Source organism: Mesorhizobium sp. M00.F.Ca.ET.216.01.1.1 (assembly GCF_004010325.2).
Classification (GTDB): domain Bacteria; phylum Pseudomonadota; class Alphaproteobacteria; order Rhizobiales; family Rhizobiaceae; genus Mesorhizobium.
The window spans coordinates 135,609-154,622 of the sequence record NZ_SADR02000015.1 but is presented as its reverse complement, the minus strand read 5'-3'; the positions used below and the strand labels follow the sequence as shown (position 1 = coordinate 154,622).

General features: G+C 62.4%; 16 protein-coding genes. All 16 read right to left on the bottom strand.

Features of this window, described 5'->3' with window-relative positions:
* Positions 1 to 12: 12 nt before the first annotated feature.
* Positions 13 to 795 (bottom strand): trehalose-phosphatase, encoded by a 783-nt coding sequence (gene otsB / locus EN859_RS20270; RefSeq protein ID WP_127854565.1) that lies wholly within the window; start codon positions 793 to 795, stop codon positions 13 to 15.
* Positions 792 to 2,570: a trehalose-6-phosphate synthase gene (locus EN859_RS20265; protein WP_127854566.1), complete on the bottom strand. Its 1,779-nt coding sequence runs from the start codon at positions 2,568 to 2,570 to the stop codon at positions 792 to 794. The genes otsB and EN859_RS20265 overlap by 4 nt, the downstream gene beginning before the upstream one ends.
* Positions 2,571 to 2,737: 167 nt before the next feature.
* Positions 2,738 to 4,900 carry an amylo-alpha-1,6-glucosidase gene (locus tag EN859_RS20260; protein ID WP_127854567.1) on the bottom strand — a complete coding sequence of 721 codons (2,163 nt, stop codon included), beginning with the start codon at positions 4,898 to 4,900 and terminating at the stop codon, positions 2,738 to 2,740.
* 45 nt (positions 4,901 to 4,945) lie between these two features.
* Positions 4,946 to 6,007: a glycosyltransferase family 4 protein gene (locus tag EN859_RS20255; protein WP_127854568.1), complete on the bottom strand. Its 1,062-nt coding sequence runs from the start codon at positions 6,005 to 6,007 to the stop codon at positions 4,946 to 4,948.
* Positions 6,008 to 6,159: 152 nt separating this feature from the next.
* Positions 6,160 to 7,227, bottom strand: coding sequence for a sn-glycerol-3-phosphate ABC transporter ATP-binding protein UgpC (ugpC, locus tag EN859_RS20250; protein WP_127854569.1), 1,068 nt, complete (start codon positions 7,225 to 7,227; stop codon positions 6,160 to 6,162).
* 3 nt (positions 7,228 to 7,230) lie between these two features.
* The gene (locus EN859_RS20245; protein WP_127854570.1) at positions 7,231 to 8,079 is read right to left on the bottom strand and encodes a carbohydrate ABC transporter permease; all 849 of its coding nucleotides are present in this window, start codon (positions 8,077 to 8,079) and stop codon (positions 7,231 to 7,233) included.
* Complete coding sequence (locus tag EN859_RS20240; protein ID WP_127854694.1) at positions 8,079 to 9,002, bottom strand: sugar ABC transporter permease; 924 nt, start codon at positions 9,000 to 9,002, stop codon at positions 8,079 to 8,081. The genes EN859_RS20245 and EN859_RS20240 overlap by 1 nt, the downstream gene beginning before the upstream one ends.
* A 172-nt stretch (positions 9,003 to 9,174) precedes the next feature.
* A complete protein-coding gene (locus EN859_RS20235; RefSeq protein WP_127854571.1) occupies positions 9,175 to 10,449 on the bottom strand; it encodes a sugar ABC transporter substrate-binding protein in 1,275 nt (424 codons plus the stop codon).
* A 29-nt stretch (positions 10,450 to 10,478) separates the two neighbouring features.
* The gene (locus EN859_RS20230; RefSeq protein WP_127854572.1) at positions 10,479 to 11,666 is read right to left on the bottom strand and encodes a PLP-dependent transferase; all 1,188 of its coding nucleotides are present in this window, start codon (positions 11,664 to 11,666) and stop codon (positions 10,479 to 10,481) included.
* Complete coding sequence (locus EN859_RS20225) at positions 11,663 to 12,397, bottom strand: FadR/GntR family transcriptional regulator (RefSeq protein ID WP_127854573.1); 735 nt, start codon at positions 12,395 to 12,397, stop codon at positions 11,663 to 11,665. Before EN859_RS20225 ends, EN859_RS20230 begins: the two co-directional genes overlap by 4 nt.
* A gap of 176 nt (positions 12,398 to 12,573) precedes the next feature.
* Positions 12,574 to 13,539 carry an ABC transporter ATP-binding protein gene (locus EN859_RS20220; RefSeq protein ID WP_127854574.1) on the bottom strand — a complete coding sequence of 322 codons (966 nt, stop codon included), beginning with the start codon at positions 13,537 to 13,539 and terminating at the stop codon, positions 12,574 to 12,576.
* A gap of 2 nt (positions 13,540 to 13,541) precedes the next feature.
* On the bottom strand, positions 13,542 to 14,549 hold the full coding sequence (locus EN859_RS20215; protein WP_127854575.1) for an ABC transporter ATP-binding protein: 1,008 nt from the start codon (positions 14,547 to 14,549) through the stop codon (positions 13,542 to 13,544).
* 2 nt (positions 14,550 to 14,551) lie between these two features.
* The gene (locus EN859_RS20210; protein ID WP_127854576.1) at positions 14,552 to 15,469 is read right to left on the bottom strand and encodes a dihydrodipicolinate synthase family protein; all 918 of its coding nucleotides are present in this window, start codon (positions 15,467 to 15,469) and stop codon (positions 14,552 to 14,554) included.
* A 17-nt stretch (positions 15,470 to 15,486) separates the two neighbouring features.
* Positions 15,487 to 16,377, bottom strand: a complete 891-nt coding sequence (locus EN859_RS20205) for an ABC transporter permease (RefSeq protein ID WP_127854577.1) — start codon at positions 16,375 to 16,377, stop codon at positions 15,487 to 15,489.
* A complete protein-coding gene (locus EN859_RS20200) occupies positions 16,377 to 17,336 on the bottom strand; it encodes an ABC transporter permease (RefSeq protein WP_127854578.1) in 960 nt (319 codons plus the stop codon). Before EN859_RS20200 ends, EN859_RS20205 begins: the two co-directional genes overlap by 1 nt.
* 88 nt (positions 17,337 to 17,424) lie before the next feature.
* Positions 17,425 to 19,011, bottom strand: coding sequence for an ABC transporter substrate-binding protein (locus EN859_RS20195; protein ID WP_127854579.1), 1,587 nt, complete (start codon positions 19,009 to 19,011; stop codon positions 17,425 to 17,427).
* Positions 19,012 to 19,014 lie beyond the last annotated feature (3 nt).

The window sequence follows — 19,014 nt, the reverse complement described above, 5'->3', positions numbered from 1 at the left end:
TTGCTGCGTCCCCTATACGAGAACATCATCATGGCCGGCTTCATGGGCGACATGGCCAAAATTGGTTCGCAGCCAGGCGATGACACCCGCGACATCGTCGATGACATAGTTCGCCATCGTCGGACCTTGTGGTTTTACCCGAATCGAGATTCCGCCGGAGTCGTTTATCGTCTTGAAGCCGTTTTCATCCGACGTGTCGTCCCCCAGGAAGACGGGGCACCGGCCGATGAAGGGAGGTATTTTCATGAAACGCCGTATTGCCGCTCCCTTGGCGGCTTCAAGCGGCATAAGCTCCACGCCGGCGTTGCCGGCGATCACCCGATAGCCTTCCGGCAGCCGGGCCAGTGCGTCCTCGACCAGTTGCGTTGCGCGCGCAAGCAGGTGCGGCGCGGCGCGGGTATGGACTGCCAACACCGGGCCTTTGCGCTCGATATAGACGGCCCCGCTGCCTAATTCCGTCTCAATCTCGTCGGCAAGCGCGGCCATATCGGCTGGCTCGTCCGCAGCTTCGACAGGGCCATTCGGCGTCAGCCGGTGCTCCAGGCCATAGAGGCCAGCGACACGCAGCTTCAAGGGATGGAACAGCCGGTCCACGGCGGAGACCGAGCGGCCGGTTATGAAGGCGACGGCACCATCGAGCCGGAGCTCGATTTCTCCCAGAAGGTTTCGTAACCCGTCGCCAACCGACACGCTGTCGGGGTGCGCGGCATGTTCCAGCAAGGTGCCATCTATGTCGAGGAAAAGCGCCCAGTTTCCCTCTGGCAAGTTCGGTACTGGCGGCGTTTCGAGGCTCATCGCGGCAACGCCAGTTTGCGTTCGAACATGGAGACGACATTGTCGATGTTTGTCGACCGGTCGCCATTGCCCGTGACACGATCGAGGTCGCCACGCTTGCGCAGGCGCGCTGCGTCAAGAAGCATGCTGCCGGCCCACCGGTAGACATTGTTGTCGCGCACGATCCCGCGCATGCGGCGCATGCGCTCGCGTTGCTCGTCCGGTGTCATCGTCAGGGCCTGCACCATAGTCTCGCTCATCATGGCGGCGTCGTAAGGATTGACGATCAGCGCCTCCAGCAGTTCGCGTGAAGCACCGGCGAAGGTACTGAGCAGCAGCACCCCCTGTTCGTCGTCACGCGCGGCGACGAATTCCTTGGCGACGAGATTCATGCCGTCATGCAGGCTGGTGACCATGCATATGTCGGCGGCGCGGTAGATCTCATAGACCTGCTCCTGCGAATGATGTTCGGCAACCATGACGACGGGCTTATAGCCCTCGCTGCCGTAACGCTGGTTGAGCTCTTCCGCAAAGCGGTGGCATTCGTCGTGGAGTTGCCTGTAGGCCGGCAAGGTGCCCCTGCTCGGCGCTGCTATCTGCAAGAAAACCAGCTTCCCGACCCATTCGGGATGTCGCGTGAACAACTCATCCAGAGCATGGAAACGATCGAGAATGCCCTTCGTGTAGTCGAGCCGCTCGACACCGACGCACAGTTTGGCATCCGCGGGCAGTCCGAACCTGTCGCAGATACGCGCGCGACAGTCCTCGACGTCAGGCAGTTTTGCCAGAAGTTCCACCGGCCATTCTATCGAGATCGGATAGGCATGGACCAGCGTCGTCTGGCCACCATAGGAGATGGCTGCGTCCGCCCGTTCTATCCGGCTTTCCAGGAAGCGATCGACGCTTTCGGTGAAATTGTTGGCGTGGAACTGGGTATGGAAGCCGATGATCGAGCTGCCGAGCAGTCCGTCCAGGATTCGTTCCCGCCACGGACAGATGCTGTACACTTCCGAGTTCGGCCACGGGATGTGCCAGAAGGTGATGACGATCGCCTCGGGCAGGCGTTCGCGGATCATGCGCGGCAGCAGTGCGAAGTGGTAGTCCTGGACCAGCACGATCGGCCGTTCATTGCGCGCTTCGGCAACCACCGTATCGGCGAATTTCCGGTTGACGGCTTCATAAGCCTCCCAGTCCGACGCCCGGAAGATTGGGCGGGTGAAGGCGATATGGCAGAGCGGCCACAGGCCCTCATTGGCAAAGCCGAGATAATAGCCCTGATATTCTTCCTCCGTCAGCCAGACTCTGCGCAATGAGTAGGATGGGTTGCCGGGCGGCACTTGCACCCGGTCCTCATCGTCGACCACGAGATGGTCTGCCGTTCCGCCGCCATAGGCGATCCAGGTGCCGGTACAGGCGCGGGTGATCGGTTCCAGCGCCGAAACCAGCCCGCTGGCCGGTATCAGCAGCTCGACGCCATCTTCCCTGACATTGTGGATATAGGGTTCGCGGTTGGACACCACGATGACCTGCGCCCCCGGCAGATCTTCAGCCAGTATCTTGCGCAAGGTGTCAGGCGACCATGAGACCAGCGCCGCATCGACCGATTGACCGTTCTTTTCGAATTCCCGCAGCACCTTGCGTGCCGCCTCGGAAACCACATCCTCGCTCGCAGTGTGGGCAGCCGCGGGTGCGGGGTTGCGGCGCTGCCGGGATATTGAGAAAAACACAGCAAGAGCTGAAAGTCCAAGACTTGCCAGGATCAGGATCCAGAGCAAGCCTGTGCCAAAATCTGTCATTGAACCCCTATCGGTCGGTGACCGCTTTTCTCCTTGTTTTCGAATTCACAGCCGTTCGCTTCCGACAGCTCGCCATCTGTCGACAAGGTTTGCAACGCACAACAAGGCCATCGGTTCCGACATTTTCCTGCTTGCAGGATGATCCCTTCCGAACCGCGTGCCGCGATCTACGTTCGGACAATGAGCGGCACCAAACCTTCGTGCCGGTCGGCGAGAAAGGCGACGACCCGGTCTCCGACACGCTGGAATGTAAGATCGACCGCCCTTGTGCCGACACCCAGATGCCGCAGCGTCAGCATGTCGATACCGTTCGGCAGCCTGGGACGGGTGACGCGGATTTCGCCGTCCCAGCCGTCGATTTCCAGGCCAAGACAGGCCTGCATCAGCATGAAGGCGGAACCCGCCGACCATGCCTGCGGCAAACAGGCGACGGGATAGGCGATCGGCGCCTCGCCCGGCGCGCGTGTGAAACCGCAGAACAATTCCGGCAGCCGCATGTTGAAATGCACCGCCGATTCGAATGTGCCGCTCATCAGCCGGACCACGCTTTCGCGCCCGCCATAACGTGCCAGGCCGACGCCGCATATGGCGGTGTCGTGCGGCCAGATCGAGCCGTTGTGGTATGACATCGGATTGAAGAACACCGCATCATTGGCGACCGTCCTCAGCCCCCAGCCCGAGTGGAAGGACGCGGAAAGCAGCTGGTCGGCGATCATCTGTGCCCGCGCTGGCTCTGGAAGCCCGACATAGAGAAGATGCCCGACATTCGACGTCCGCACTTTGCAGGGTTCGCCGTCACCGTCGATCGCCAAGGCATAGAAGCCGAGATCGTCCAGCCAGAAATGGCGTTCCACAGCATCGCGCATGGCCTCGGCACGGTCATCCCAGTGATCGGCCTCTTCCTCTTCGCCGCGCCGACGGGCAAGTGCCGCCAGCCCCTTGAATGCGGCGAAGACATAACCTTGCACCTCGACCAGGGCGATCGGCCCCTTGGGGATGCGGCCATCGGCATGGAAGACTGAATCGATGCTGTCCTTCCATCCTTGGTTGGCGAGGCCGGACTCGGCTGCACGCTGATAGGTGACGAAGCCGGTCGCACGGCTTGCCTCTTCCGTCCACTCGGCTGCGGCACGCAGCGACGGCCACAGTCGGTCGATGAAGTCCATGTCACCGGTGCGGTCGGCATAGGCGCAGGCGAGGTGAATGTAGAGCGGCGTCGTGTCGACGCCGCCATAGTAGCGGCCGAAGGGAAGCTCCCGCAGCGCCGCCATTTCGCCCTTGCGGGTCTCGTGCATGATCTTGCCCGGCTGCGAATCGCTGAACGGCGATGTCTCGGTCGCCTGATGCTGAGCAAGGTAGGCCAGCACCCCGCGCGCCAGGCCGGGATTGAGCCAGAGCATCTGCAGCGCGGAGATCACGCCGTCGCGGCCGAACGCCGTCGAAAACCACGGAATGCCGGCATAGGGATAAGGTCCGGTCGCAAGCTCTGTGGTCAGCAGCGCGACATCCGCCCGGGCGCGCTCGACCCAGTCGTTGAAGACGCGGCCGGAACTGTGCACCGTGGCGCCGTGGCGGCGCTTGGCCCGCATGCCGAAGCGGGCCCGGGCCGCCGCAGCACGGAAACGGTCTTGGTCGGGTGTCTCAGCCACCTCCGGACCAACCTCGACATAGAGCACCTTGCTGCTGCGCTTCGTCACCGCAATCAGGAAATCCGCATGGTCGGCGGTCAGATGATCCGGCGCCTGCGAGAAGGATATCGCCGACAGGCGCGCCAGCCCGTCCAGGCCGTCGTAGCGGAGCACGACGGAATTCGCATTCATCTCGGCCGCGTGGGCCAACCCGCGCTTCAGCCTTGTCGAGCCGCGCACCTCGAACATGTCACGAAAATCGGCGGCGAAGTGCAATGAAACGCGAATGGCAGAGTATTCCTGGCTGTAGTTGGCCAAGGTGATGCGTTCGAACAGCCGGTCCTGCCACAGCAGCCTGACACGTTCGATATGGATCGCGCCTTGCGGAACGTCCCGGCCGCCGGCGCTTTGTATCGGCAGATTGGTCAGATTGCTGGTGAACAGCACATTGTCCTGGCTGAGCGACGCGCCAAGCAGCGATGTTTGCCTGCCGCCGACGGTCAGCCGGAATTCCGAAAGCACACGTGTGTCGTCACGGAAGAAGCCGTCGCCGGCGCCGCGGATGTCGCCATAGGAGTCGGTCACGGCAAAACAGTCGCCTTGCTTGAGGGCGAACAGCCGGTGTGGCTCCCGAGGCGCAATGTCGTCCAGGGAAGCAAGTGCCACGGCGGGATCGAGCTTGCGCTCGTCGAGTTGGGTCATGCGTCACAAATCTCTGTTGTTTCGTTTTCCTCAGCGCGACACCGCTCACGAGGCCCTCGCTTCGGCTCGGACACCGATCAGGCGCCTGTAGGCGGCTACGTAGTCACGAGCCATTCTATTGGCGGAAAACCGCTTTTCAAAGACTGCTCTTACCTTTCGCCTGTCGAGCCGCAGCAAACCTGGTATCAACGCGACCGCATCGTCTATCGAATCCACGATAAAACCGGTCACGCCTTGATCGACTATCTCCGGCAGCGCGCCGCAGTTCCAGGCGATCACCGGAGTGCCGCAGGCCATCGCCTCTATTGCCGCCAGGCCGAAAGGCTCCGGCCAGTCGATCGGGAACAGCAGGCCGGCCGCATTGCGGAGGAACTCCAGTTTTTTGTCCTCCTCGATCTCGCCGACATAGTCGACCCGGTCGCCATCTATCAGCGGCTCGACCGTCTTGTGGAAATAGGCGCGGTCATCGTCGCCGATCTTCGCCGCAAGCTTCAGTTTCAGCCCCGCGCGCGAGGCGATCTCAATGGCGCGATCAGGCCGCTTGTCGCGCGAAAGCCGGCCAAGGAAGGCAAGGTAGGGCTCCTCCGCCATCGCCTCGAAAACCGGCTCGCAGATATCGACGGGCAGCCCGTGGTGGATCGTTGCAAGCCAATTGGCATTGGCAAGCCCCATTCGCTGGCTATGGGAAACGGAGATCATGGGAAAGCGCGGAAACCGTCTGTAGGCTGGCGCCAGGTCGACATAGTCCAACCTGCCATGCGGCGTCGTCACAGTCCGCTCCGCCATGTCCTTGAAGAAGGAGAAATGCAGGAAATGGCTGAGATGGAAATGGATGACGTCGAACTCATCGGCTCGCTCCCGAACCTCGGCAAGCATCGAAAGATGCGCGGCCGCCTCGGATTTCAGCGGCCGCGGATCGAGGCGGAGCGCGCATTCGCGGCCGGGCACCAGCTTAGCCGAGGTTTGGCTGTCGCCGCTGGCAAACAGCGTCACGTCATGACCCAGATCGACCAGCGCCTCGGTCAGGTACGAGACGATGCGCTCGGTGCCGCCATAGAGTCTGGGGGGGACCGACTCGTAAAGCGGTGCGACATGGGCAATTCTCATGATTTCCCTCTAATTGGTGCAGGGCCAAAATGCGTCAACCGGCAGATCGTTCCTGCCTGCGCTCCGGTTCATGCCGAAAAGCCTTTGCAAGGCGCCGGCAGATGCCGTGATTCACAGTGGCGTCGCCGGGCTGATCCGGCAGCAACAGGTGGTTATCCGATGCGGTTTCCGCTTGCCGGATCGAACAGATGCAGGGCCGCCGGATCGGCGGACAGCCGCACCGCATCGCCCGGCCTGACATTGCTGCGCCCCATGACGAAGACGCAGACCTGCTGGCCGGCAAGCTTGACGTAGAACTGGGTCGACAGGCCGAGCGGCTCAACCACTTCGACCTCGGCCTCGAGCGTTCCGCTCTCGGCGAGCTGAATATGCTCCGGCCGTAGCCCGACGCTGATTGCGTCACCATCGTTCAATGGCAGGCCATCCGGCAATCGAAGCGTCTGGCCGTCGGCCAGAACCGCCTCCAGCTTGTCGCCCTCGCGGACCGTTGCCGGCAAGAAATTCATGCCAGGCGAGCCGATGAAGCCGGCGACGAATATATTGGCCGGCCGGTCATAAAGTTCGAGCGGATGACCGACCTGCTGGACGAAGCCGTCATGCATGACGACGATGCGGTCGGCCATGGTCATCGCCTCGATCTGGTCGTGCGTGACATAGACCGAAGTGGTCTTGAGCTGCTGGTGCAGCGCTTTGATCTCAGCCCGCATATGGACGCGAAGCTTGGCGTCGAGGTTCGATAACGGCTCGTCGAAGAGAAAAACCTTCGGATCACGCACGATGGCTCTGCCCATGGCGACGCGCTGGCGTTGGCCGCCGGAAAGCTGGCGCGGCAGCCGCTGCAGGAAAGTGTCGAGACCGAGCCGCCTGGCTGCGCCGCCGACCCTTGCCTCGATCGTCGTCTTTTCGGCCTTCTTCAGCAACAGGCTGAAGCCCATGTTCGACGACACGTCCATGTGCGGGTAGAGCGCATAGGACTGGAACACCATGGCGACGTCGCGGTCCTTTGGCGCGACGTCGTTGACCAGCCGTTCGCCGATACGGATCTCGCCGCCCGAGACCTCCTCCAGCCCGGCGATCATGCGCAGCAAGGTCGACTTGCCGCAACCGGACGGGCCGACCAGCACCACGAACTCGCCGTCGGCGATCTCCAGATCGACACCGTGCAAGATGCGCAGCGAGCCGTAGTCCTTCTCGACATTGTGCAGCGTGACGGAAGCCATCGATTATCCTTTGACAGCGCCGGCGGTGAGGCCGGTGACGAGATAGCGTTGCAGGAAAGCGAAGAAGATGCAGACCGGGATCAGCGCCAGGATTGACGCCGCCATCATCTGTCCCCAGTCGACGGCGAACTTGCCGATGAAGGTAAGCAACCCGACAGCGAAGGTCTTCTGCTCGTCGCTTGAGATCAGCATCAGCGCGAACAAGAGCTCGCTCCAGGCGGCGGTGAAGACGAAGCCGAGCGTCGCGCCCATGCCGGGCAGCGTCAGCGGCACGATAACCTTGCGCATCGCCTCGGCGCGTGTGCAGCCGTCGATCATCGCCGCCTCTTCCAGGTCCTTGGGGATGCCGTCGAAGAAGGATTGCATCAGGAAGGTGGCGAAGGCGGTGTTGAAGGCAGTGTAGATGATGATCAACCCGACCAGGCTGTTGGTCAGGCCGAGCTGGCCCATGATGCGGTAGATCGGCGGAATGACCATCACCAGCGGGAAGGTCTGGGTAAGCAGAAGCAGGATCGCCAGGGTCGCCTTGCCACGAAAGGTGAAGCGCGACATGGCGTAGCCGGCAAGCGTGGCGATGACCGTGACGAAGGCTGCCGTCGACACCGAAACGATGACGCTGTTCAGCAAATAGCGCGGGAAGTCCGAGGCTTCGAGCACGGTGACGAAGTTCTGCAACGTCGTCTCAGACGGCCAGAACGTGATGCCTTCTGAATAAAGCAGCCGCTCCGGCGTGACCGATATCTTCAGTGTCCAGAAGATCGGAAACAGCGCGAAGATCATATAGGCCGCAATAGTGCCGTAGAGGCCGATACCGCCGGCAATACGCGAAGAGACGGAGCGTCCTGCGATCATCAGACGTGCCTCACCAGCGAGCGGCGGATGGCGATCAGCCCTATCGCGTAGGCAATCAGCAGCACCAGCAGCAGAACCGCCACCGCCGAGGCATAGCCCTTGTCCAACGACTTGAAGGCGCTGACGTAGATATAGACCGGCACGGTGCTGGTCGAGCCGGCCGGCCCGCCTTCGGTCATCACGAAGATCAGGTCGGCGAAGGTGGCGATCCAGATCGTGCGCAGCATGACGGTGATAACGATGGTCGGCGCCAGGAACGGCAGCGTAACCTTGGTGAAGCGCTGCCACGGCGAGGCGCCGTCGATCGCCGCCGCCTCATGCAGCTCCGACGGGATCGACTTCAACGCGGCCAGCAGCGTGATGGCGAAGAACGGGATGCCGAACCAGATGTTGGCGACGATCGGCCCCCACATCGCAGTGGCCGGGTCGGACAGCACATTGGTCGGCTCGGCTTTCAGGCCGAGCGCGTAGAGCCAGTGCGGCAGCGGCCCGATGATCGGGTTGAACAGCCACGCCCAGGTGAGGCCCGAAAGGAAGGACGGCACCGCCCAAGGCAGGAACACCACCGCCTGCACGATTTTGCGGCCGACGAACGGTTTGTCGAGAAGCAGCGCTAGGCCGAGGCCGAGGAAGAATTGGAAGAAGAGACTGGCGACAGTCCACCACAGCGTGTTGACAAGCGCCTGCCCCAGCACCGTATCGGACAGCATCGCCTGGTACTGGCCGAGGCCGACATATTCCGACTTGAAGGCGGAGAATTTGCGGAACGAATAGCTGATGCCGATGATCAGCGGCACCAGGAGCACCACCACCAGAAGCACGATCGCCGGGCTGAGATAGAGCCAGGGCTCGACAGAAGCGCGGGATAACCGCTTGCGGCGCGGCTTGCCGGCGGATCGTATTTCGGACACGGCGTAGGTCATACGGGCAGCTCTGACGCGGTAGGAGGAAGCCAGCATTGACGATATCGTCCTTCTCCGGTGCACGAGAAGATGCCGGCAGGCCGATGAAGGGCGGCGCGAGCCCTGAAGGCATGGCGCAGCCCCTCATCAAGCCCTTGGCGATCTTCTCCCGAGCGGGAAGAAGGAAAGGCGCCTATTTCTTGTTCTTGGCCATCCAGTCCTGCTGCTCCTTGGTCAGGAACGCGGCCCATTCGTCGGCCACGTCCTTGGCCGGCTTCTGGCCGAGCAACACCTCCTGGAAGTTCTTGATCGCCACCTGGTCGACGAAGTTGCCGAGGTTTTCCAAATGCGTCGGCGGCGTCACCATTTCATATTTGTCGCTGTTCAGTTCCTCGAACCAGCCCTTGAACTGCTCGGTCTTGAAATGCGCGTCCTGTTCGGCGCCGTTATGGATCGGGATGACGCCGACTTCTTTCGCCCACTCCAGATTGTCCTTGGGCGACAAAAGCGTCGCCATCAGCTTCCAGGCATCGTCCTTGTGCTGGGAATTGGCGAACATCGCCCAGCCGGCATAGCCAAGCGTCGGGTAGGATTTGCCGCTCGGGCCGACCGGCATAGGCGCCACGGCGAAGTCGTCGGCGCTCATCTTGTCGGCGATGCCGAGCAGCGCGTCCGGGTCCTGGTTGAGCATGGCGCAGGTGCCGGAATAAAAGCCGGTGACGGTCTCGTTGAAGCCCCAGCTCACCGAATCCTTCGGCGCCAGACCGTTCTTGTACATATCGGCGAGCATCTGCAGTCCCTTGACTGAGCCTTCCTCATTGATGGTCGAGGTACCGTCCTCGTTGAAGTAGCCGCCCTTGCCGGCGGCGATGTTCATGAACATGTGCATGCCGTTGAAGGCGCCCGGGCCACCGCGCAGGCAGTAGCCATATTTGCCCGGTATCGCCGAGATCTTCTTGGAGTCCTCGACGAACTCGTCGAGCGTTGCCGGCGGGCCGTCGAGACCCGCTTGCTTGAACAGCTTCTTGTTCCAGAACAGCGCGTTCAGATAGTAGCCGTACGGGATCATGTACTGCGTGTTGTTGACGGTCGAGCCGAACTGCTTGGCGCGCTCGCCCAGCGTTTTTGCGTCGTCCCATTTGGCCATGTATGGGCCAAGGTCCTCGAGCTGGCCGTTGGTGGCATAAAGGCCCATCCAGCGTTCCGGCATCTCGACGATGTCGGGCGTATCGCCGGCTTGCACCATGGTGAGGAATTTCTCGAAAGCCTGGCCCCAGGGCAGCGAAACGAGCTCGACCTTGACGCCCGGATTGGCCGCCTCGAACTCGGCGATCTGCTTCTTGAGGAATTCGGTGCGCGGCGGGCTGGTAATGACCTCGACCATCTTGACCGTCGAATCGGCCAGTGCGCCACTTGCGGATATCGCCAGTCCGGCGACGGCGGTAAGCATGATGCTCAGTTTTTTCATATTCGGCACTCCCATTTTGAACTGCTCCGTTATTTTTTTGCTTTGTCGAGGGCCTGGGCTATGTCGGCCCAGAGATCCTCCACACTCTCCAATCCGACGTTGAAGCGGATGGTTCGGGGGCTGACGCCGAAGCGTGCCATCGAATTCAGACCCGGCGTTTGCTCGAGCGAGGCTTTTGCCGGAACGACCAGGCTTTCATGGCCGCCCCAGCTCACGCCGATGCGGAAGAATTTCAGCGCGTCGACGAAAGCCGGAATGTCGACGTCCTCCGTCACCTCGAAGGAAAAAAGCCCGGCATAGCCGGCAAGCGTCGCCTTGCCCGGATGGTTGGAATAGGCCGGATGGTTGACGCGCTCGACCTGGCTGTGCGCCTTCAGCCTTTCGGCGATCGTCAGGCCGCTCTTCATGTGATGCGGCAGTCGCAGCGGCAGCGTGCGCAGGCCGCGCAGCAACAGCCACGCGTCGAAGGGCGAAAGCTTGCCGCCGAGCGAGGAATAGGTCTGCTCGTTGATGTGCCCGATGTGGGCTGCCGAGCCGGCCACCACCCCTGCGACGGTGTCGCTGTGCCCACCGAGATATTTCGAGGCCGAATGCAGCACGAGATCGACGCCGTGCAGGATCGGCTTCTGGAACACAGGCGTCGCCCAGGAATTGTCGATGGTGGTGATGATCCCCTGCTCCTTGGCCAGCCGCGCCAGATGCGCGATATCCTGCAGTTCGAACATCATCGAGGTCGGGCTTTCCAGATAGAGCAGCTTTGCGCCGGGCAGCGCTGCTGCGACCGCGTCGGGGTCGGAACCGTCGACGTAATCAACCTTGATGTTCAGGCGCGGGAACAATCGCTCGAACAGCCGGTAGGCGTCCCCATAGCAGTTGCGCACGGCGACGATGCGCTCGCCGGCGCCGACGAAGGCAAGTACCGTGGCGCTGATCGCCGCCATGCCGCTGGCAAAGCCGCGCGCCGCTTCCGCGCCTTCGAGCGCGGCGACGCGCGCCTCGAACTCCATGACCGTCGGATTGTCGCCGCGCGAATAGATCGGCTGCCGCCGCCGGCCGGCGAAGGTGTCGGCCATCTCGGCGTAATTGGCGAAGGTGAAGAGCGACGTCTGGTAGATCGGTGGCACCACCGCGCCGCCGGGGAACGGATCGTCATGCGCCAGCAGCGTCGCCGCCTCGGCGATGTAGTCCTTGTCGAAACCGGTCGGTTGCTCGTTCATTTTCGGTCCGAAAGTTTGAGTTTGGCCGCGCCGCGCTTTAGATCGTCTTCGACGGTTGCGATCAGCTTCAGCGCCTCTGCCCGCGCTCCTTCCGGGTCATGGGCGGCAATGCATTCGAAGATGGTGCGATGGTAGGGGAAACTGGCATGGCCGAAATCGCGCACACCCAGCGGATGTTCCCAAAAGCGATGGAACAGTTCGTGCATGGCGGCGATGATCTGCTCGAACAACGGATTGCCGGAGGCGCGGTAGACCGCCTGATGGAACTCCCAATCCTCCTCCGATGACATGCCGGCGCGGGTCCTGAAAGCTTCTTCCATGATGTCGAGCTTGCGCTCGATCTCGGCTATGTCGGCCTTGCCGGCGCGAACGGCGCAAAGTGCGGCGGCCTCCGCCTCCAGCGCGCGGCGGATTTCCAGAGTTCGCATCAGGCCGGTGAAATCATTGCCGCCGGCAAGCGTCAGCGGCATGTGCAGCATGTCGAGCGAGACGGCCGCCTTGAGGTAAGTGCCGCTGCCTTGCCGCCGCTCGACCAGGCCAAGTCCTTCCCAACGCGTCAGCGCCTCACGCACCGTGTTGCGGCTGACCTTGAGGCGATCGGCGAGGCTGCGTTCGGTCGGCAGTTTCTGGCCGGGCCCCAGCGCTTCTTGCATGACGAAGCCAGCCAGCGCCTTCAGCACCGCGTCGTCGCGTGCCGTCGTCTGGATAGGCGGAAGGCTGAATTCGGTCACGTCAAGGATTGCCAGAAGTGGTCCAATGGTCCAACCAATTTCTGCACGAACCGATGGATGTGTCAACAGGGCCTTCCACACCACGCGCGTTGTCGAATGATGCGGTCATTCAACGGCAACAGCCCGCTGCCGGAAATTAGGCATTGGCTTGGCGGAAGGTGAATTGGCGAAGGTGCTTACGAGATGTCGTCGCGAATGCAGGCCTTCAGATGTCCATCAGATGTCGCCCGCAGAGGCGGCACGACGCCGGCACAAGCGGCCAGGGCAACCGGGCAACGCGTTCGGAAAACACACCCGGATGGCGGATTTGCGGGGCTTGGAATGTCGCCCTTCAGCATCTGCCGGTCTTGCTTGGCCATTGGGTCGAGCGACGGAACGGCCGACAGCAGCGCCCGCGTATAGGGATGCTGCGGCCAGGCGTAGAGCTCGGCCGCCGGCGCGACTTCCATGATGCGGCCGAGATAGAGAACGATCACCGTGTCGCAGATATATTCGACGACGGCCAGGTCATGCGAAATGAACAGCATGGTCAGGCCGAGCCGGACCTGCAGATCGCGCAAGAGGTTTATCACCTGGGCCTGGATGGAGACGTCGAGGGCAGAGACCGGTTCGTCGGCGACGATGAATTCGGGCTCGAGCGTGAGCGCCCGGGCAATGCCGATGCGCTGACGCTGCCCGCCCGAGAATTCGTGGGCGTAACGGTCATAGGCATCGACGGGCAACTCGACCGCGGCGAGTGCCTTTTCAGCCTTTGCCCGCCGCTCGGACCTGTTGCCGATGCCTTGAATGTCCAGGCCTTCGGTCAGGATCTGCCCGATGGTCATGCGCGGCGAAAGGCTGGCGAACGGATCCTGGAAAATATACTGCATCCCGCAGCGTTGGCGGCGCAACTGGCTGGCGCTCAGCTTGGCAATATCGACACCGTTGAAGCTTATTTCGCCGGACGTCGGCTCGATGAGACGAAGCACAGAGCGGCCGAGCGTGGTCTTCCCCGACCCGGATTCGCCGACGAGGCCGACCACCTGGCCCCGCGCTATGTCGAAAGAAATATCTTCCAATGCCCTGACGACAGGGCCGCGCGAGAATGCGTTCGGTGCAAAATGCTTGGTCAGGTGCCTGACCGAAAGAAAGGTGGCGGCCACAGTCAGAGATCCTCCCAGCGCAAACAACGGCTTTGCTGGGTCGGCGTCGCCGCAAACAGCGGTGGCACCGCCGCGCGGCAGGCATCGATCGCCATCGAACAGCGCGGCGCGAAGGAACAGCCTTGGGGCAAGCGCGCCAGCGACGGAACATTGCCGGCAATGGTCGGAAGCGGCGTTCCCGCCGCCTTCAACGCCGTGGCTTGGCCAAGCCGCGGCACGGAACGCATCAGCCCTGCAGTGTAGGGATGACGCGGGCGGGTGAACACCTCGTTCACCGGACCCGATTCGACGATGCGCCCGGCATACATCACCACGACCCGATCGGCGATCTCGGCAACGACGCCGAGATTGTGGGTGACGAACAGAATGCCCATGCCGCGCTGCGCTTGCAGGTCGGCCAGCAGGTCGAGGATCTGAGCCTGGATGGTGACGTCCAGCGCGGTGGTCGGTTCGTCGGCGATCAGCAAGGTCGGATCGCAGGACAAGGCCATGGCGATGGTGGCGCGCTGGCGCATCCCGCCCGACAATTCGTGCGGATATTGCCGCACCCGCCGATCGGGATCGGGAATGCCAACCTGGGCCAGCAGCCGCACCGCATCGGCGGCCGCGTCACGGTGCGACTTACCGAGATGGATACGGATCGGCTCGGCGATCTGCTCGCCGATTGTGTAGACCGGATTGAGGCTGGTCATCGGTTCCTGGAACACCATGCCAATGTCGTTGCCCCGTATCTCGCGCAGCGACTCAGGATTTAGGCCGGTCAGCTCGGTGACCATGCCGTCCCTGCGCCGCAGCGCGATCGTTCCCTCGGCGATGTGTCCGATCTTCTTCGGCAACAGGCCGATGATCGACAGGCTGGTGACGGATTTGCCCGACCCGGACTCGCCGACCAGCGCGACCGTCTCACCTGACCCGATCGTCAGGTCGACATCCTGCACGGCGGCGACATCTCGCCCCGAGATGCGGAACACCGCGCGCAGGCCGGAAATCGAGAGGATCGGAGCGTCCACGGTCAGCGCAGCAATCCGACGTCGCGAAGAACCATATCGATCTTTGCAGTTTCCTCGTCGTTCAAGCTGCGTTGCGGCCGCGCCATGGTATTCGAAGCGATAATGCCGAGGCTCTTCATCGCGGTCTTGAAGGCGCCGACGCCGGCCGAACCGGCGCTTGTCCTGCCGAGCGATATCCAGACGATTTCGAACAGCTTTAACAGCCGCTCCTGCTCGGCGCGGGCTTTGGCGTGGTCGCCCGCCTGCATCAGCTTCCACAGCTTGACGTAGCCGTGCGGGTCGACATTGGCGAGGCCCGGCACGACGCCATGCGCTCCCATGGCAAGCACGCTGTCGACTAGGATCTCGGATCCGGTCATGCCGAAAAAACCCGGGTCGTTTGCCATGTCCTTGAGCACGTAGCGCAGATTTCCGTCATCACCGCTGGAATCCTTGATGCCGGCGATGGCGCCCTCCCTGGCGAGGTCGACCGTGGTCTTGCGCTCCAGCTTGACATGGACGCAGACCGGAATGTCGTAGGCGATGATCGGGATGTCGACAGCGTCCCTGACATAGCGGAAGTGATCGCCGATCTCGGGCTGGCTGGTGCGGGTATAGAAGGGCGCTGTCACCACGACGGCGTCGACGCCGGCCGCCCTGGCGATCCTGGCGTGATTGATGACACGATCGGTCGTCGGGTCGATCACCCCGGCGAAGATCGGAACACGGCCGTTGTTGATCTTGACCGCGTGCTCGATGATGGCCCTGCGGCTGGCCTCGCCATGGAAGACCACCTCGCTGGTCGAGCCGAGCACGAAGAGCCCGTGAACGCCGCCGTCAAGCAGGTTCTCGATCGTCCGGGTGAACGACGCAAAATCGATGCTGAAGTCGGAATTGAGCGGAGTAACGACAGGCGGCACGACACCGGTAAACAAGGGCATTTGATGAACCTTCAGGGTCAGTTGAGATCGGAACGAGGGTCGAATGCGTCGCGCAAGCCGTCGCCAATGAAATTGATGGCAAGGACGGTGAGCACGAGTGCGGCGCCGGGGAACATCCATTGCCACGGGTATTGTTCGAGTACGACGGTGGAGCGTGCGAGATTGAGCATATTGCCCCAGCTGGCTTCCGGCGGTGCGATGCCCAGGCCGAGGAAGGAGAGGCCGGCCTCGAGCAGAATGGCATTGGCGATCTGCAGGGTGGCGTAGACGACGAGAATGTCGATGCAGTTCGGCAGGCCGTGACGGAACAATAGATGCGACAGCCCCGCCCCCATGCCGCGAGCGGCGACGACGAAGTCGCGCTCGCGGAGCTCAAGCAGCCGGGCGCGCACCATGCGTGACAGTACCGGCCAGGAGAGTAGCGAGATCACCAGGATGGTCGGCGCAATGCCGGTGCCGGCGATCGAGGCGAGCACGAGCAGGAAGATCACCGGCGGCAGCGTCATTGCGAGATCGACGAAGCGCATCACCGTTCCATCGACGACACGTCCGCCAAAGCTGGCGACGGCGCCGACCAGGAAACCGATGACGATCGAGATGGCGACCGAGCAGACAGCGACCAGCATCGAGATGCGCCCGCCCTGCAGCAGCCGGGCCATGACGTCGCGGCCGACACCGTCACTGCCCAGCCAATGAATGGCGGACGGTCCCTTGTTGATCGCCCTGAGATCGATGGCATTCGGGCCGAACGGCCACCACAAATGGTAGGTCGAAACCGCCACCAGAATGGGGATGACGATCAAGAGGCCGGCCCGTGCCGCGCCATTTTCGGTGAAACGGTCGAGCGCGCGGCGAAGCGGTCCTTTGGTTCGTGGTCTAGCTGTCCCGACTGACGCGGTAATTGTCATCACGACACCTGGATGCGCGGGTCGACGACGGCATAGACGACGTCGGTCAGGAGATTGACCAGAATGACGCAAGTGCCGATCACCAGCGTCGCGCCCATGATTACCGGGTAGTCGCGCGTGCCGACGGCATTGACCAAAAGCAGCCCCATGCCCGGCCAGTTGAACACGCTCTCAAGGAAGATGGCACCGCCGATCGCGATACCGACTGTCGACCCGATCAGGGTGATGACCGGCAAAAGCGCATTGCGGGTCGCGTGCTTGATGATGACCCAGAATTCGCGAACTCCCTTGGCGCGTGCAGTCCGCACGTAATCCTGGTTGAGCACTTCCAGCAGCGACGCGCGCATGTAACGCATGATCAGCGCGGCGTGTCCGATGGACAGCAGGCAAGCGGGCAGGACGAGGTGCACGAGCACGTCTGCGACCGAGAATGGCGCGCCCGCGGTCTGCATACCGCCTGACGGCGCCCAGCGCAGCAGCACCGAGAAAAAGTACAGTCCGAGAAGCGCTGTCAGAAAGGCCGGGCTGGAAATGCCGACGAAGGACAGCACCGATAGCGCGATGTCAGGCAGCGCGTTGCGGCGGACGGCGCTGAAAATGCCGGCGGAAATGCCGATCACGATGGCGATGGCCAGGCCCGTGCCCATCAGCAACGCGGTCGGGCCGATGCGTTCCATGACCAGCGGCAGCACCGCAACGCCGCTGCGCTGGATCGAATAGCCGAAGTCGCCGCCAAGCGCAGCGAGAAGCCAGGCGATGTATTGCCCGGGCAGCGGCTGGTCGAGTCCAAGCCGGTCACGCAGGGCTTCGAGGTCGGAAGCAGACATCGGCGTGGACGGGTTGATATAGGCGTCGATCGGATCGCCGGGCGCCAGCCGCAGCAGGATGAAGATGAGGACGCTCAAGGCGACCAGCATCAACAGTCCTGTAGCGCTGCGGCGGGCGATGAAGCTCAGCATTGGCTGTCCATAGTGATGGTGAGCGGGGCCGGCATCGGGAGAATGCCGGCCGCCATAGGCGAGCCGGGAGATTGGCCACCACGCGTTTCTACTGGATGTCCCAGCGCTCCGGATGAGCCGCATAAGGACCGCCGGCCGGTGCTGGTGTCCAGACGAAATCAAGCAGCTTGTTGGATGCCACGCCATAGCGGTTGGCCACCCACAACGTCGCCCAGGGCAGATCCTTGTTCATCGCCTTGCAGACTTCCTGCCAGGACGCATCGGTCTTGGCCGGATCGGTCTGGCCGAGCGCAGCGTCCAATGCGGCACTCAGATCGTCGAACTCGATGCGCATGGTGTTGAACCCGGCCGGCGGAATCTGGGACTTGTTGAGACCTGGATTGAGTCCGGCCGGGTTTGGGCCGTTCTGCAGGCCGGCATAGATCATCGGGAAAGTGCTCCAGTCCGGCGTGCCTTGCTTATAGACGATGCCGTTGTAGGTCGGCGTATCGACGACGCGCGGCACCACATTGATCCCGACCTCGGCCAGCATCGACTGGATGGCAGCCATCACATTGGCCGCTTGCGGCGAGCCATAGTAGGTCAGCCAGGTGATGGCCTTGTCGCCGTTGATCTTGTCCCATCCAGCCTCGGCAAGCAGAGCCTTGGCCTTTGCCGGATCGTAGGCATAGGGTTCGAGGCCTTCAGGAACCAGATGCGGCGCGACATAGCCGCAATTGGCCGGTTTGGCCGCGCCGCCATAAAGGCTCTCGATGATGGCATTGCGATCGATCGCATACATGATCGCCTGGCGGACCCGAACATCCTTGAAGAGGTCGACTTTCTGATTGAGGCCGATATAATTGACCACGTACGAGGCACCTTCGATCACCTTGAAATTGCTGTCGCTTTTGAAGGATGCCGCATCGTCTGGCTCGACATAGGTGAACTGAATCTCGCCGGCGCGGAGCGCGGCAACGGCCGCCGCCGGGTTCTCGAAATAGCGATTGATGAGCACGTCGACCTTTGGCTTGCCGCCGCGATAGTCATCATCCGCGGCGAGTTCGACATACTGATCGCTGACGTAGCGCTTGAACTTGAAGGGGCCGGTGCCGATTGGAGTTGTGGACCACCAGGTGCTTGTGGCCAGCGATTCCGGAGGCATCCCGGCCAAGGCATGCTCGGGCAGGATCATCACCTGCGACAGGATGGAGAGCAATGAGGCGTTCGGCTTCGACAGTTTGATGACCACGGTGCGATCATCCGGCGCGTCGACCGACGCGATATCGCCGAGACGCGCTGCAAACAAACTGCCGGAAGCCTTGTTCTTGGCAAGATCGAGCGTGAATTTGACGTCCTTGGACGTAAAGGGCTTGCCGTCGTGCCAGGTCTCCTGGGCAAGGTTGAACGTATAGGTGAGTTGGTCCTCGCTGACCTTGTAGTCCTTGGCGAGGTCGCCTTCGAGCTCGGTCAACTCGGCATTGTAGATGACCAGCGGCTCATAATAGGTGCTGAGCCAGGTAAAGCCGCCGGTTGCTGCCAGCGGATTGAAATTCTTGGGAAAACCGCCGGGGCCGACGTCGAAGCCCCCGGTTATGGTCTTGGCGTCCTGTGCCTGGACGCTGGTGACCAAGCCGATTCCGCCGAGCAGCAGTCCGGCGACGGCCAGATGACGAGCGATAGTCCTGATGCGCATGGT